The following is a 13,329-nucleotide window of genomic DNA, read 5'->3' on the forward strand; positions in this document are numbered from 1 at the left end:
GTTTCTCGACTCCGCTCGAAACGAACGGTGGGCGTTCAGCCTGCCTTGGGCGGCAAAGTGAAGCAGCCGACAAATGCTTCGGCGAGGGCGCGATCGCCGGTGAGGGTGAGCGCGCCTGTGGCTTCGGCATCGGCGATCGGGCGCGCGCCATAGACGATCCCGGCGAGCGTCATGGGATCGGTGGTGAAGACCGCGGCGGCGCGCGCGGGATCGTCGCGGACGATCGGGATCGCCTGGGGGGTCACGTCGGCGACGAAGCGGTCGGGGCCGAAGGCGAAGCCGATACGGCCGGTGAAGCCGCCGCCATACATCGTCCGGAACGACAGCATGATCGAGGCGGCCGATAGCGGCAGCGTGGGATCGTGATCGGGCGAGCGCGCCGCCCAGCGGCCGAGCTCCTGGATCGCGCGCTCGGCCTCATAGCCCCAGGGGGTGAGGCCATAGACCTGCGCGTTGGCGGGCGGCGGGAGCTGTTCGCGCTGGACGATCCGCGCGGCGACCAGGCCGGTCAATCGCTGGGTGAGGATGTTGGCGCTGATCCCGGGCAGCCCCGCGCGCAGCTCGCTGAAGCGACGCGGGCCGAACATCAGTTCGCGCACGATGAGCAGCGACCAGCGTTCGCCGACCAGTTCGAGCGCGAGCGCGGTGCCGCAGGCGTCGTCATACCAGCGCTTCGTCGCGATTTCGGGGCTGTTGGTAACTTTAGATAACTTCATGGTTGCTTTTCATAACCGCTGCGGGCATGCAACGCAAATCATCCCGGGAGGTTGCCGATGTTGCACCGTCGTCCGATCGCGCTTGGCGCATTGTCGTTCCTGACCACGATCCTGGCGATCCTTTCGTGCAGCCTGTCGGCGGGCACCGGGCCCTTTGCCTGACACCCTCAAGTCACCTGACATCACAAGAGAGAGGAGCGACGTCATGAGCTATATCCAGGGTTTCCTGATCCCGGTGCCGATCGACAAGAAGGACGCCTATGTCGCGATGGCGGCCAAGGCCTGTCCGCTGTTCATCGAATATGGCGCGACCGAATTGGTCGAGGCGTGGGGGGTCGACATTCCCGACGGCAAGGTGACCGACTTCAAGATGGCGGTGAAGGCCGAGCCCGGCGAGACGGTGGTGTTTTCGTGGATCGTCTGGCCCGACAAGGCGACCTGCGACGCCGCGGGGCAGAAGATGATGGAAGACGAGCGGATGAAGCCCGATGGCGAGATGCCGTTCGACGGGATGCGGATGATGTGGGGCGGGTTCGAGCCGGTATTCACCCACGGTCGCTGAGGCCGCGCGGGCGCTATCGCGGGGGCCGGAATCGCCTATAGGGGGCGGTGACGACGTGCCGTCCTTCGCGGCATGATCCCTGGGTTCCGCGATGCGTTCGACGACCGATCCTTCCCTGGCGACGCGGTGGCGCGAGGCGCTGCGCCGGCGCGGGCCGCCGTTGCTGCTGGCGCTGGCGGCCGAGGCGCTGCTGGTGCTGCTGTTCCTGGCGCTGGCGCCGCGCTTCGCGCCCGAGCTGGTGCCGACATCGTCGCTGACGACCTTCGACGTGGCCGACGGGACCGAGGACGCGCCGACCGCGGTCGAAAGCGAGGATAGCGACGAGGCGAGCGCTGGCGAGGTGGCGAGCGTGCAGCCGCCCGAGCCGGTGGTGCCGCGCGATGAGCCGCCGCCGACCCCGCCCGCGCCGCCGCCCGAGGTGAAATTGCCCTCGAACGTGATCTGGCTGACGCGCGAGCAATATACCAGCAGCGCGCTGCCCAAGGGCGAGAAGCGCGTGGCCGAGGCGCCGGCGGGGACGCCGTCGCTGACCGCCGGCGGGGGTGGCGGCGCGCGACCGGGCGACAGCGCGCTGGCCGAGGGGAGCGGTCCTAATGGCGAGCCGCTCTATGCCGCCGAATGGCATACCCGGCCGACCAACGCGCAATTGTCGACCTACATGCCCGAGCGGCAGCAGGAGGGCTGGGGGCTGATCGCGTGCCGGACCGCGCCGGGCTATCGCGTCGAGGATTGCCGCGAGCTCGCCGATTCGCCGCGCGGATCGCGACTGGCGGGCGCGGTGCGGCAGGCGGCGTGGCAGTTTCGCGTGCGACCGCCCAGGGTAGGCGGGCGCGAGATGGTCGGGGCGTGGGTGAGCATCCGCATCGATTATACCGTGCGCGGAGCGCGTGGGGGCTGAGCGGGGCGGCTTCAACCCGGCGCGGATAAGCAATGCTTGGCGGGAAGATAGGCGAGTTTGCTGGATACTTTGGCGGCTGCGGCGTTGTAGCGGGCAAAAGGAGTTACCCATGCGAGCAATGACGGTACGCGCCCCGGCGGGGTTGGAGAATCTGAAGCTGGAGGATCGCGCCGATCCGGGGCAGCCGGGACCGGGCGAGATCCGGGTGGCGGTGCAGGGGAGTTCGCTGAACTTCCACGACCTGGGCGTGGTGCTGGGGCGGATGCCGAGCGATGACGGGCGCATCCCGCTGGCCGATGGCGCGGGCGTGGTCGAGGCGGTGGGCGAGGGCGTGCACGAGTTCGCGGTCGGCGACCATGTGGTGTCGTGCTTCTTCCCCGACTGGCAGGACGGGACGCCGACGATCGGCGATTTCAGCCGGACGCCGGGCGACGGGATCGACGGTTTCGCGCAGGATGTCGTGGTGCTGCCCGCGACCGCCTTCACCCAAAGCCCTCGCGGCTATGACGCGGTCGAGGCGGCGACGATCACGACGGCGGGGCTGACCGCCTGGCGCGCTTTGGTGGTCGACGGCAAGCTGAAGGCGGGCGATACCGTGCTGCTGCTCGGCACCGGCGGGGTCTCGATCTGGGCGCTGCAGATCGCCAAGGCGATGGGCGCGCGGGTGGCGATCACCTCGTCGTCGGACGAGAAGCTCGAACGCGCCAAGGCGCTGGGCGCCGATTTCACGCTGAACTATCGCGAGCAGGCCGATTGGGGTGCGCAGGTGGCCGAATGGAGCGGCGGCGGGGTCGATCATGTCGTCGAGGTCGGCGGGCCGGGCACGCTGGCGCAGTCGATCGCGGCGGTGCGCGTCGGCGGGCATATCTCGCTGATCGGGGTGCTGACCGGCGGCGCGGGCGAGGTGCCGACCGCGGCGCTCATGTCGAAGCAGGCGCGGCTGCAGGGGCTGATCGTCGGCAGCCGGCGCGAGCAGCAGGACTTCGTCCGCGCGCTCGAGGCGACGGGGATCAAGCCGGTGATCGACCGCCGTTTCGGCATCGAGCAGCTGGGCGATGCCTTCGCCTATGAGATGAGCGCGGGGCATTTCGGCAAGATCGGGGTCGCCTGGTAGGCCACCCGCGCCACCTCCCCCCGACCAATGCATAGCGAGGAACGATAGCATGGCGATCAAGGACATCCTGCCGGGCAAGCTCGGCTTCGGCGCGGCGCCGCTCGGCAACATGTTCCGCGACATCCCCGAGGACGAGGCGCTGGCGACGGTGCAGGCGGCGTGGGACGACGGCATCCGCTATTTCGACAACGCGCCCTTCTATGGTGCCGGCCTTGCCGAAATTCGGATGGGCGAGGCGCTGGCGGGCAAGCCGCGCGGCGAATACGTCATCAGCACCAAGGTGGGGCGCGTCATCCTCGACGAGGTCGAAGACGTCAGCGCGCGCGACCAGGGCGAGAAGGGCGGGCTGTTCGAACATGGCCGCGCCAACCGGGTGGTGAACGACTATTTGGCAGACGCCACGCTGCGATCGATCGAGGACAGCCTGAAGCGGCTCAAGACCGACCATATCGACATCGCCTGGGTCCACGACGTGGCGCAGGATTTCTATGGCGACCAATGGATCGGCAAGTTCGAGGAGGCGCGCACCGGCGCGTTCCGCGCGCTCGACCGGCTGCGCGACGAAGGCGTCATCAAGGGCTGGGGCCTGGGGGTGAACCGCGTCGAGGCGATCGAATTGCTGCTGGGGCTCGACGAACCGCGCCCCGACGGGTTCCTGCTGGCGGGGCGCTATACGCTGCTCGACCATGACAAGGCGCTCGAGCGGCTGATGCCGATGGTCGCCGAGCGTGGCCTGGGGATCGTCGTCGGCGGACCGTATAGCTCGGGCGCGCTGGTGGGCGGGCCGAACTTCGAATATGCGCCTGCCTCGCCCGCGATCCTGGCGAAGGTGGCGGCGATCAAGGCGATCGCCGACCGGCATGGCGCGAGCATGAAGGCGCTGGGGATCCAGTTCGCGCTCGCCAATCCGGCGGTGGCGGCGGTGATCCCGGGGGCGAGCCGGCCGAGCCGGATCGCCGAGGATCGCGCGGCGCTCGATGAGACGGTGCCGGGCGACGTGTGGGCCGAGTTGCGCGCGCAAGGCTTCGTGAACCCGGCGGCGCCGTTGCCCGGCGGGGTGTGAGCGCGGCTTAGGCTGGCGGGGCCTTGGGATCGGTGCCGAAGCGGTTGTCGGCCTTGCGGCCGGGGAGCGCCATGACGATGATCTGCGCGAGCGCCGCCAGCGTGTCGATCATCGGGATCGCGCCCGCGACGAAGAAGGCGAGTAGCCACCAGCCGCTGAGGCCCAGGTCATGCAGCCGGCGGACCGTGACCGCGATCAGCGGGACGATCAGCGGCAGCAGCGCGAAGCCTGCCCAGACGGTGAAGCGCGTCTGCATTTCGCGCTCCGAGGCGAAGCTGCCCGCGGTCGCGATCATCGCCAGCCCAGCGGCGGCGACTACAGCCATGACCAGCAGCACGAACATCCAATATTCGCGGCGGCGCGAGCGACCCTTGAAATCGGCGTAGCGCCGCAGCGGCAACAGCATCCAATGCATTGGGGTTCCTCGAGATTTGTGGATGCAGCGATAGGGTGGGGGTGGGGCGAGGCGCAAGCATTGCGGTTGCTGCCGGCCGGGGACGGGAGGTTCCCCGTCACCCCGGATTTGGTCCGGGGTCTGCGGTGCGGCGGCTACTGCCGCCGAAGATCGGGCGCGCTCGCTGCGTCTGGGAACCGGACAGAGGCGGAGAACCCCTTCTTGGAACGATCTTGCGGTGGGGTTCGATCTTCCACCACTGCTGGTAGCACGCTTCGGCCCGGTGGACCCCGGACCAAGTCCGGGGTGACGATTTGCGAGTTGCGGGTCGGGGGAACACGCACGTCGGCAATACTTCCCATCACCCCTGACTTGTTCCGGGGTCTGCGGCGCGGCAAATATTGCCGCCGATGATCGAGCGCGAACCCTGCGTCTAGGAACCGGACAGAGGCGGAGAACCCGGCGTGGAACGATCTTGCGGTGGGGTTCGGTCTTCCACCACTACCGGTAGCACGCTTCGGCCCGGTGGACCCCGGACCAAGTCCGGGTGACGATTTAGGGGTTGCGGGTCGGGGGAACACGCAGGTCAGCAATACTTCCCGTCACCCCGGACTTGTTCCGGGGTCCGCGGTGCGGCAAATATTGCCGCCGATGATCGAGCGCGCGCCCTGCGTCTATATCCTGTCGAACCGCTACAACGGCGCGATCTATGTCGGTGTCACGTCGAACCTGATCGGCCGGATGATCCAGCATCGCGAGGGCCGCTTCGACGGCCATACCAAGCAATACGGCATCGTGCGGCTCGTCTATTTCGAAACCGCCGAGACGATGGCAGCGGCGATCCACCGCGAGAAGCAGCTCAAGCGCTGGCGACGCGAGTGGAAACGGAACCTGATCGAGGCGGAGAACCCCGCGTGGAACGATCTCGCGGTGGGGTTCGGGCTTTCGCCACTAGCGGCAGCACGCGGTGGCTCGGTGGACCCCGGACCAAGTCCGGGGTGACGAGTTCCGAAGCGGCAAGGTGCGCCCAATTGTGGACGCAGCGTTAGGCCTTTTTGGCCAGGGGCAAGACCGCTGCCCTTAGTCCCAGTATCGCTGCTTGGTCGGCGGACCAAAACGAAGTGAAATTGAGCGTGGTCTCGAACCAAATCGAAATAGGCACCGTCGCCCATTTCATATCGCCCTCGATACAGTCCTCGCCCATTTGCCACGCGGGCAGTTTCAAGCATGTGTCAGGATACTTCGCCGCAACGGCCTCGATAAGTTGGCGGTGCACTTCCGCCGCACACCTTGGGCTTCCCCAAAGGCTGAACGTCCAACCCGCAGGACCGCAGTTGCCGAATTGCGGCGATGGCGCGACCTCATCAATCTGGGCAAAATCAGGCATATCGCATCGATAGCAAGGATTCCGCTTCCGCCCCAGATGCGGCCGGCATTTCCTCGTCCCCCGGACTTGTTCCGGGGTCTGCCGTGCCACAGATAATGCCGCAGATGAACGAGCGCCCCCCCTTGCGTCGACAACCTGTAGACCCGCTATGACCGCACGCCATATTCGGGCGTGATCGGCGTGGAATGACCTTCCCGTCGGGTTCGGTCCTCCGCCCATATCCGTAGCAGATGGCGGCTCGGTGGACCCCGGAACAAGTCCGGGGTGACGATCTGGGAACGTCCGCTTCCCCCACTCCCGGTCGTTTGGACGTGGTACAGTTAGCGGTCGTTCGGTCGGGTGCCGCGATACGGCAGCGTTGGGGGGCTGGGCGGCCGTGGCTTCAGGCCTCCACCCACCCCCGACCCCTCCCTTTCAGGGAGGGGGGATGCCGGACCGTATTCGCCGGCTTGTGATAACCAAATAGGCAAATTGCGCTTGACAGCGTCACGCTGTTCTGGCACATAACAGGAACGCTGAAGAATTGCGAGTCGGGCCGGGGCAGGGATGCTTTCCGGCCCTTTTCATTTTGGGCGGGGGGATGATGGCCGAACAACGGATCACCAGCGGCAACAACTGCCCGCTGAAGGTGACCAGGGTGCGCGCTTCTGCTTGGACCGAGGCCAAGCGGCGGCGGTTCCTGGATGCGCTGGCGACGAGCTGCAACGTTCAACAATCGGCACGCAGCATCGGCATGACCAAGAACGGCGCGTACGCGCTGCGGGGGCGCGACGCGGGGTTCGCGGCAGCCTGGAGCGAGGCGATGCAGATGGGGGCCGTGCGGCTGGAGGAGGTGCTGCTCGAGAATGCGTTGGCCGCCGCCGAACGGCTGACGCGCGAGGGACCTTTATCGTTCGACGAAACCGCCGAGCCGATAGACGAAGCGCCCGCGCAACCGCTGACCGCCGATGAGATCCGGCTGATACTGTTCCTGCTGACCCGCCATGCCGACGGGCACAAAGGCTTGCGGCATATCGGCGGGAGGGCGCATCGCGCGACGCGCGAGGAAACCAACGCGGTCCTCAAGCGCAAGCTCGATTCGCTCGACCGGCGCATCAAGGCGGTCACGTGATCGAGCGGGACGTGAGTGAAGAGGACGTGATCGGGGGGCTCGATCCCGAGATCGTCCGGCTGGTGCGGCTCGCCGCGCCGGTGCGCGAGCGGCTGCTCTGCGAGATGACGCAGGCGCAGCAGGCCGAGATCAACCAGCGCTGGTGGATGTGGGCGCATGCGGGGCAGCTGGCGCCGCCGGGCGACTGGCGCGTGTGGATGATCCGCGCGGGGCGGGGCTTCGGCAAGACGCGCGCGGGGGCCGAATGGGTGAGCGAGTTCGCGCGGCACCATCCGCACGGGCGGATCGCGCTGGTGGGCGCGACCTTCGACGAAGTGGTGCAGGTGATGATCACGGGGCTTAGCGGGCTGACCAGCGTCGCGCGCGAGGGCGAGACGGTGACGTGGCGACCGACGCTGCGGCAGGTCGAGTTCGGATCGGGGGCGCTGGCGCAGGTGTTCTCGGCGGCGTCGCCCGAGAAATTGCGCGGCCCCGAGCATGACGTCGCGTGGTGCGACGAACTGGGCAAATGGGGCAAGGGCGGCGAGGCGGCGTGGGACAATCTGGCGATGGGGATGCGCGCGAGCGAGCAGCCGCGGATATTGGTGACGACGACGCCGCGCCCGACCAGGCTGATGCGGCGGCTGCTGGCGATGCCCGATCTGGTCGAGACGCGCGGGCGGACGCGCGACAATCCGCATCTGCCCAAGAGCTTCGTCGGCGCGATGATCGCCGAATATGGCGGCTCGCGGCTGGGGCGGCAGGAGCTCGACGGCGAATTGCTCGACGATGTGGTGGGGGCATTGTGGACCCGCGCGCTGATCGAGCGCTGCCGGGTGCGCGCCGCGCCCGACCTGGTGCGCGTGGTGGTGGGGGTCGATCCGCCGGCGAGCGCGGGGGGCGATGCCTGCGGGATCGTCGCGGCGGGGCTGGGGACCGATGGGCTCGGCTATGTGATCGAGGATGCGAGCGTCGCGGGGTGCTCGCCGCAGGCCTGGGCGCGCGCGGTGGTGGGGTGCTACGAGCGCCATCGCGGCGACCTTGTGGTGGCCGAGGCGAATATGGGCGGCGACATGGTGCGCGACGTGCTCAAGGCGGCGCATGCGCTGCTGCCGGTGCGGCTGGTGCACGCATCGAAGGGCAAGGTGGCGCGCGCCGAGCCGGTGGCGGCCTTGTATGAAAGCGGGCGGGTATTCCATGTCGGCGGGCTGGCGGCGCTCGAGGATGAATTGTGCGGGCTGTCGGTGGGGGGCGGCTATGAGGGGCCGGGGCGATCGCCCGACCGCGCCGATGCGTGCGTGTGGGCGCTGAACGCGCTGATGGTCGAGGCGCGCGGGGCGGCGGCGGTGCGGGTGGTGTGAGTTGCGGGGGCACGGGGGCGGGCGTAGGATTGGGGGACTCGGGGAGTAGCGCGATGAACAAGCCGGTGACGATCGACCAGCAGGCGGCGGAACTCGACGCGGTGCGCGCGCGGGCACAGCCGCATGTCGACAGCGGGCGGTTCGAGACGGTCGAGGCGGTGCTGCGCGCCGGGCTCGACGCGCTCGACGACGAGGATCGCGCGATGGCGACGCCCGAATTCACCGCATGGCTGCGCGCGAAGGTAGCCGAGGCCGACGCCGACCCGCGGCCCTATGTTTCGATGGAAGAGGCGTTCGCGCGGGTGCGGGCGGCGGCTGCCCAGCGGCGATGAAGCCGTTGCCCGTTCGGTTCGCCGAACCAGCAATCGACGACATGATCGCGCTGCACCTGTGGGTCGAGACCCGGGCGAGTATCGCTGTTGCAGACGATTATCAGGCGAGGCTCGAGGAGCATTGCGCAAGGCTGTGCGATTTCCCGCGGCGGGGATCGCCGCGTCCCGAATTGGGCGAAGGAATCCGGTCGCTGACGTTCGAGCGGCGGATTTCGATCCTGTACCGCGTCGATGACGACCAGGTCAGTATCCTGAGGCTGATGGGTGCGGCGACCGACATGAGCGCGCTGTCGCTCTACTGAGCGACGATCGAACGGAGATTCACATGAAATGGTTCGGCAGGAAGGCCGGGCGCGAGGGATCGCGTCCGGTGTTGGCAGGTGCGCATTCGCTTCGGTTGGGGGAATGGCCGAGCGGCTATGAGGCGCAGGTGCGCGAGGGCTATTGCGCCAATCCGGTGGCGCAACGCGCGGTGCGGCTGGTCGCCGAGGCGGTGGGGAGCGCGCCGGTGGCGGCGTCGGATCCGGCGCTGGGGGCGCTGGTGGCCGAGCGATCGGCGGGGCAGCCGTTGCTCGAGACGCTGGCGGCGCAGCTGCTGCTGCACGGCAATTGCTTCGCGCAGGTGATCTGCGATCCGCAGGGGCGGGTGATCGAATTGTTCGCGCTGCGGCCCGAACGGGTGACGATCGAGGCCGATGCGCTGGGCTGGCCGGTGGCCTATCGCTACCGCGTCGGCGAGCGATCGGTGCGGCTGGGCGAGGATGGCGCCGGGCGGCCGGGGGTGGTGCATGTGCGCGGCTTCCACCCGCTCGACGACCATTATGGCCTGGGGTGCATGGGCGCGGCGGCGGGGGCGGTGGCGATCCACAATGCCGCGACGCGCTGGAACAAGGCGCTGCTCGACAATGCCGCGCGGCCTTCGGGGGCGCTGGTGCACGACAGCCGCGACGGCGGGGTGCTGAGCCCCGACCAGTTCGAGCGGCTCAAGACCGAGATGCTCGCGGGGTTCCAGGGGGCGAGCAATGCCGGGCGGCCGATGCTGCTCGAAGGCGGGCTGACCTGGCAGGCGATGAGCATGACGCCCGCCGACATGGATTTCGTGAGCCTGAAGGCGGCGGCGGCGCGCGAGATCGCGCTGGCCTTTGGCGTGCCGCCGATGCTGCTGGGGCTGCCGGGGGACAATGCGTACGCGAATTATCGCGAGGCCAATCGCGCGCTGTGGCGCCAGGCGGTGCTGCCGCTGGCGGGCAAGATCCTGGGCGCGATCGCCGAGGATCTGCGGCCCTGGTTCGCAGGGGGAACGCTGGCGGTGGACCTCGAGCAGGTGCCGGCGCTGAGCGAAGATCGCTCGGCGCTGTGGGCGCGGGTGAGCGGCGCCGACTTCCTGACCGACGAGGAGAAACGCGAGATGCTGGGGGTGGGGCGATGAGCGCGATGCTCGCCGAGCTGTTGCGGCAGGCACAGGACGAAGGCGCGTCGGTGGCAACGCTGCGCGGGATCGCCGAGGAGGCGGGCGAAGTGGCCGCGGCGCGCGCGCTCGACCGGCTGGGGCTGAGCGATGCGGGGGCGGCGAAGGATATGGCGGAGCTTCGCGAACTGCTGGCGGCGTGGCGCGATGCGAAGCGGTCGGCGGTGAAGGCGTTGATCGGGTGGGTGGCGCGGATGGCGTGCGCGGTGCTGCTGGTGGGGTTGGCGGTGCGGTTGGGGTTTGGGGGGTGGGTTAAGTGAGGGTTGGGGATGGCAGCGTAGCATCACTGCCCCTCTCCCCGGCCCTCTCCCCTGAAGGGGAGAGGGAGGCTTGCAGGTTTTCGGGGTATGCGGCGGTGTTCGATTGTCCGGATCGCGGGGGGGATGTGGTTCGGCGGGGGGCTTTTGCCGGGGCGGGGGCGGTGCCGTTGCTTTGGGAGCATGGCGCCATTGTCGGGCGGATCGAGGCGGTGGCGGAGGATGGGCGCGGGTTGCGGGTGGCGGGGGTGGTCGAGGATGCGCGGGCGGCGGCGCTGGTGGCGGCGGGGGCGCTGACGGGGCTGTCGTTCGGCTATCGCGCGCGGGCGGTGCGGCACGGGGTGTATCGGGAGTTGCTGGCGGTCGAACTGGTCGAGGTGAGTTTGGTCGCGCAGCCGATGCAGCGATTGGCGCGGGTGGACGCTTGATCCGTTCGTGCTGAGCTTGTCGAAGCACCGCCCTTTCTGTCCGGCGTAGGCAGATGAAGAACGGCACTTCGACAAGCTCAGTGCGAACGGGGAGGGGACGGCCGCTGCGTATCCGTCACCCCAGCGGAGGCTGGGGTCTGGCGGTGAGGTTGGGGTCCACAACGGAGAGACCCCAGCTTTCGCTGGGGTGACGACGTGGCGCTGGGTGACGGCGCTTTTTTGATGGGTTTTGCGAAGGGCGTGCTGGGTGGCGCGCCCTTTTTCTTTTGGCGTTATTGTACTTGACGTACCCAGTGGGAACGAGTAGTCAGACTGCATGAGCAGCGCCCTTTCCGCCCCGCACTTCCACAACGAAGAAGCCGCCTACACCTACGTTGAGGCGCGCATCTGGCCAGAAGGTCCGGTGTGCCCTCACTGTGGCGGTGTCGAGCGCATCAGCAAGATGCAGGGCAAGTCCACTCGCGTTGGTGCGTACAAGTGCTACCAGTGCCGCAAGCCGTTCACCGTCAAGATCGGGACCATTTTTGAGGACTCTAAGGTCGCCATGCACCTTTGGCTTCAGGCGATGTATCTGATCGCTGGCAGCAAGAAAGGCATTTCGAGCAATCAGCTTCACCGCACTTTGGGTGTCACCCTCAAGACCGCTTGGTTCATGTCGCACCGTATCCGCGAAGCGATGCGCTCCGACAATGGCGATATGTTCGGCACTGGCGGCGGCATAGTCGAAGTCGATGAAACCTTCATTGGTCAGCTTAAGGGCGTCCAGAAAAAGCGCGCCTTTCATCATAAGATGAAGGTTCTGGCGCTGGTGGACCGCGATAGCGGCAAGGCTCGCACCATGGTCATTGACAACGTGAACGCCTCAACTCTTATGCCGATCGTTCTCAACAACGTTGCCCGCGAAGCACGCGTGATGACCGACGAGCACAGCGGCTACCGCGATATGAAGCATTATTTCGCCGCACACGGGACCACTAGCCACGGCAAGGGGCAGTACGTGAACCTTGAGGACCGCACTGTGCACAGCAACACCGTCGAGGGCTATTTCAGCATCTTCAAGCGCGGGATGAAGGGCGTGTACCAATTCTGCGGCGAGCAGCATCTGCACCGCTACCTCGCGGAGTTTGAGTTCCGCTACAACAACCGCATTGCGCTCGGCTGTAACGACGCGGATCGCGCCGACGCCTTGCTATCCGGTATCGTCGGCAAGCGTCTCACTTATCAAACAGCTAATCGGGGAGCGTAAGGGCGATGCCCAAAAAGGCGCCGGGGATGACCCCGGAAGATCAGAGCGAAGCGTTCAAGCGAGAGGCTCAAAGGCTAATCGACGCTGGAGAACTAAACCCCACAGACGCCGATGAAGCACTCAGCCGATTAACGGAAAAATCGGCGCTCAAAGCACCCACAAACGAGTGACGGCATCAGACCCATTCGAGCGCCCTCAACAGCTCATCAATTGGTCTACAGAAGCCATTGATGAAGCCTATGGTTGCTGGAGAGATTTTGGCAACAGCGTGAACCTGCCCATTGTCGAGGAGAGAAATCCGAAGACCGGAGATGTAGTTGTTAAGATCGTGCTGCAAAATCCGATCCCTTCTGTCATAGGACGGAAATGCACTGAGGCTCTCAACAATCTTAAAAACTCCTTCGACCAGAGTCTTTTCGCCTGCTGCGCTTCCATCAACAAGCCTGTCAAGGACGCACACTTCCCTTGGGCCGACAATCCCGACCCTAGCTTGAAGCGGAGACTCGTTCATAAGGACACGGGTAAAGATCTGATCCCTAGGGAAGTTGGGGATATAATCAGACGGCACCACCCATACCCAACTGGGAATGGTTATACCGGCGGCAATGATCTGATTAGGAGCCTCGCTAGGCTCGCCAATGGCAAGCACACGGTCGGAATCTCCATCGGTTGCGCATCGAGCCAAATTACATTCCCTAACCGACAAGGGCCAATGTTCGCCGGCGATTATCTCCGAGAGTTTTCGCCGCGGTGGGATTCTGTGAAAAATGAGATGATACTTGCCCGATATCGGCTCTCCGGCATGCAGAGCGAGGGTAAGTACGTTGTCGTAATGCATGTATTGCTTGATGTTCCCACGCCCGTGGGGCCGATCGATGCTTTTTCCGCCCTCTACCTTTTCCGAGATAAGGCGCAGACAGTCTTGCATGATCTGCAAGCCCTTGCGGTGACCGCAACCAATTAGACTATTCATCTTCGCACCCATATGGGTACGCGATGTATAATAACGCCTT

At 66.6% G+C, this 13,329-nt stretch carries 17 protein-coding genes; 13 read left to right on the forward strand and 4 right to left on the reverse strand.

Translation table 11 applies throughout. The annotated features are described in order from the left end of the window. Positions 1 to 35 precede the first annotated feature (35 nt). On the reverse strand, positions 36 to 716 hold the full coding sequence (locus OKW76_RS11380; RefSeq protein ID WP_265549005.1) for a winged helix-turn-helix transcriptional regulator: 681 nt from the start codon (positions 714 to 716) through the stop codon (positions 36 to 38). A gap of 205 nt (positions 717 to 921) precedes the next feature. Between OKW76_RS11380 and OKW76_RS11385 the strand changes: the two genes are divergently transcribed. From OKW76_RS11385 to OKW76_RS11400, 4 genes are all read left to right on the forward strand, one after another. Then, positions 922 to 1,278 carry a DUF1428 domain-containing protein gene (locus OKW76_RS11385; RefSeq protein ID WP_265549006.1) on the forward strand — a complete coding sequence of 119 codons (357 nt, stop codon included), beginning with the start codon at positions 922 to 924 and terminating at the stop codon, positions 1,276 to 1,278. Between the two features lie 91 nt (positions 1,279 to 1,369). Continuing rightward, positions 1,370 to 2,176 (forward strand): hypothetical protein, encoded by an 807-nt coding sequence (locus OKW76_RS11390; protein ID WP_265549007.1) that lies wholly within the window; start codon positions 1,370 to 1,372, stop codon positions 2,174 to 2,176. A gap of 109 nt (positions 2,177 to 2,285) precedes the next feature. Continuing rightward, a complete protein-coding gene (locus OKW76_RS11395) occupies positions 2,286 to 3,290 on the forward strand; it encodes a zinc-dependent alcohol dehydrogenase family protein (RefSeq protein WP_265549008.1) in 1,005 nt (334 codons plus the stop codon). 49 nt (positions 3,291 to 3,339) lie between these two features. Next, complete coding sequence (locus OKW76_RS11400) at positions 3,340 to 4,353, forward strand: aldo/keto reductase (protein WP_265549009.1); 1,014 nt, start codon at positions 3,340 to 3,342, stop codon at positions 4,351 to 4,353. Positions 4,354 to 4,360: 7 nt separating this feature from the next. Here the strand turns inward: OKW76_RS11400 and OKW76_RS11405 are convergent, their stop codons facing one another. After that, a complete protein-coding gene (locus tag OKW76_RS11405; RefSeq protein ID WP_265549010.1) occupies positions 4,361 to 4,768 on the reverse strand; it encodes a DUF805 domain-containing protein in 408 nt (135 codons plus the stop codon). A 630-nt stretch (positions 4,769 to 5,398) separates the two neighbouring features. Here OKW76_RS11405 and OKW76_RS11410 point away from each other — a divergent pair. Further along, complete coding sequence (locus OKW76_RS11410) at positions 5,399 to 5,749, forward strand: GIY-YIG nuclease family protein (protein WP_265552934.1); 351 nt, start codon at positions 5,399 to 5,401, stop codon at positions 5,747 to 5,749. A 43-nt stretch (positions 5,750 to 5,792) separates the two neighbouring features. On the opposite strand, the gene OKW76_RS11415 is transcribed toward OKW76_RS11410, so the two are convergent. After that, positions 5,793 to 6,134 carry a hypothetical protein gene (locus OKW76_RS11415; RefSeq protein ID WP_265549011.1) on the reverse strand — a complete coding sequence of 114 codons (342 nt, stop codon included), beginning with the start codon at positions 6,132 to 6,134 and terminating at the stop codon, positions 5,793 to 5,795. Positions 6,135 to 6,714: 580 nt separating this feature from the next. Here OKW76_RS11415 and OKW76_RS11420 point away from each other — a divergent pair. The 8 genes from OKW76_RS11420 (at position 6,715) to OKW76_RS11455 (ending at position 12,316) form a co-directional block, all read left to right on the forward strand. Further along, the gene (locus OKW76_RS11420) at positions 6,715 to 7,245 is read left to right on the forward strand and encodes a hypothetical protein (RefSeq protein ID WP_265549012.1); all 531 of its coding nucleotides are present in this window, start codon (positions 6,715 to 6,717) and stop codon (positions 7,243 to 7,245) included. Between the two features lie 104 nt (positions 7,246 to 7,349). Then, positions 7,350 to 8,585, forward strand: a complete 1,236-nt coding sequence (locus OKW76_RS11425; protein WP_265552935.1) for a DNA-packaging protein — start codon at positions 7,350 to 7,352, stop codon at positions 8,583 to 8,585. A gap of 53 nt (positions 8,586 to 8,638) precedes the next feature. Then, entirely contained in the window at positions 8,639 to 8,917 is a 279-nt protein-coding gene (locus tag OKW76_RS11430; protein WP_265549013.1) for a type II toxin-antitoxin system ParD family antitoxin, read from the forward strand. Next, a complete protein-coding gene (locus OKW76_RS11435; protein ID WP_265549014.1) occupies positions 8,914 to 9,219 on the forward strand; it encodes a type II toxin-antitoxin system RelE/ParE family toxin in 306 nt (101 codons plus the stop codon). The genes OKW76_RS11430 and OKW76_RS11435 overlap by 4 nt, the downstream gene beginning before the upstream one ends. Positions 9,220 to 9,242: 23 nt before the next feature. Beyond that, positions 9,243 to 10,346, forward strand: a complete 1,104-nt coding sequence (locus tag OKW76_RS11440; protein ID WP_265549015.1) for a phage portal protein — start codon at positions 9,243 to 9,245, stop codon at positions 10,344 to 10,346. A gap of 5 nt (positions 10,347 to 10,351) precedes the next feature. After that, positions 10,352 to 10,645, forward strand: coding sequence for a DUF6127 family protein (locus tag OKW76_RS11445; protein ID WP_416221862.1), 294 nt, complete (start codon positions 10,352 to 10,354; stop codon positions 10,643 to 10,645). Between the two features lie 26 nt (positions 10,646 to 10,671). Beyond that, positions 10,672 to 11,070, forward strand: coding sequence for an HK97 family phage prohead protease (locus OKW76_RS11450; RefSeq protein WP_265552937.1), 399 nt, complete (start codon positions 10,672 to 10,674; stop codon positions 11,068 to 11,070). A gap of 316 nt (positions 11,071 to 11,386) precedes the next feature. Beyond that, positions 11,387 to 12,316: an IS1595 family transposase gene (locus tag OKW76_RS11455; RefSeq protein WP_265549017.1), complete on the forward strand. Its 930-nt coding sequence runs from the start codon at positions 11,387 to 11,389 to the stop codon at positions 12,314 to 12,316. A 175-nt stretch (positions 12,317 to 12,491) separates the two neighbouring features. On the opposite strand, the gene OKW76_RS11460 is transcribed toward OKW76_RS11455, so the two are convergent. After that, on the reverse strand, positions 12,492 to 13,301 hold the full coding sequence (locus OKW76_RS11460; RefSeq protein ID WP_265549018.1) for a hypothetical protein: 810 nt from the start codon (positions 13,299 to 13,301) through the stop codon (positions 12,492 to 12,494). Between the last annotated feature and the right edge of the window lie 28 nt (positions 13,302 to 13,329).

Source organism: Sphingomonas sp. S1-29, assembly GCF_026167545.1.
Lineage (GTDB): Bacteria > Pseudomonadota > Alphaproteobacteria > Sphingomonadales > Sphingomonadaceae > Sphingomonas.

Bases quoted from the DNA above. Each gene is read 5' to 3' on its own strand.
- OKW76_RS11420 (WP_265549012.1), top strand. From the start codon at position 6,715: ATGATGGCCGAACAACGGATCACCAGCGGCAACAACTGCCCGCTGAAG.
- OKW76_RS11390 (WP_265549007.1), top strand. From the start codon at position 1,370: ATGCGTTCGACGACCGATCCTTCCCTGGCGACGCGGTGGCGCGAGGCG.
- OKW76_RS11410 (WP_265552934.1), top strand. From the start codon at position 5,399: ATGATCGAGCGCGCGCCCTGCGTCTATATCCTGTCGAACCGCTACAAC.
- OKW76_RS11440 (WP_265549015.1), top strand. From the start codon at position 9,243: ATGAAATGGTTCGGCAGGAAGGCCGGGCGCGAGGGATCGCGTCCGGTG.
- OKW76_RS11425 (WP_265552935.1), top strand. From the start codon at position 7,350: ATGACGCAGGCGCAGCAGGCCGAGATCAACCAGCGCTGGTGGATGTGG.
- OKW76_RS11405 (WP_265549010.1), bottom strand. From the start codon at position 4,768: ATGCATTGGATGCTGTTGCCGCTGCGGCGCTACGCCGATTTCAAGGGT.
- OKW76_RS11455 (WP_265549017.1), top strand. From the start codon at position 11,387: ATGAGCAGCGCCCTTTCCGCCCCGCACTTCCACAACGAAGAAGCCGCC.
- OKW76_RS11385 (WP_265549006.1), top strand. From the start codon at position 922: ATGAGCTATATCCAGGGTTTCCTGATCCCGGTGCCGATCGACAAGAAG.
- OKW76_RS11400 (WP_265549009.1), top strand. From the start codon at position 3,340: ATGGCGATCAAGGACATCCTGCCGGGCAAGCTCGGCTTCGGCGCGGCG.
- OKW76_RS11430 (WP_265549013.1), top strand. From the start codon at position 8,639: ATGAACAAGCCGGTGACGATCGACCAGCAGGCGGCGGAACTCGACGCG.
- OKW76_RS11435 (WP_265549014.1), top strand. From the start codon at position 8,914: ATGAAGCCGTTGCCCGTTCGGTTCGCCGAACCAGCAATCGACGACATG.
- OKW76_RS11460 (WP_265549018.1), bottom strand. From the start codon at position 13,301: ATGGGTGCGAAGATGAATAGTCTAATTGGTTGCGGTCACCGCAAGGGC.
- OKW76_RS11415 (WP_265549011.1), bottom strand. From the start codon at position 6,134: ATGCCTGATTTTGCCCAGATTGATGAGGTCGCGCCATCGCCGCAATTC.
- OKW76_RS11380 (WP_265549005.1), bottom strand. From the start codon at position 716: ATGAAGTTATCTAAAGTTACCAACAGCCCCGAAATCGCGACGAAGCGC.
- OKW76_RS11445 (WP_416221862.1), top strand. From the start codon at position 10,352: ATGCTCGCCGAGCTGTTGCGGCAGGCACAGGACGAAGGCGCGTCGGTG.
- OKW76_RS11395 (WP_265549008.1), top strand. From the start codon at position 2,286: ATGCGAGCAATGACGGTACGCGCCCCGGCGGGGTTGGAGAATCTGAAG.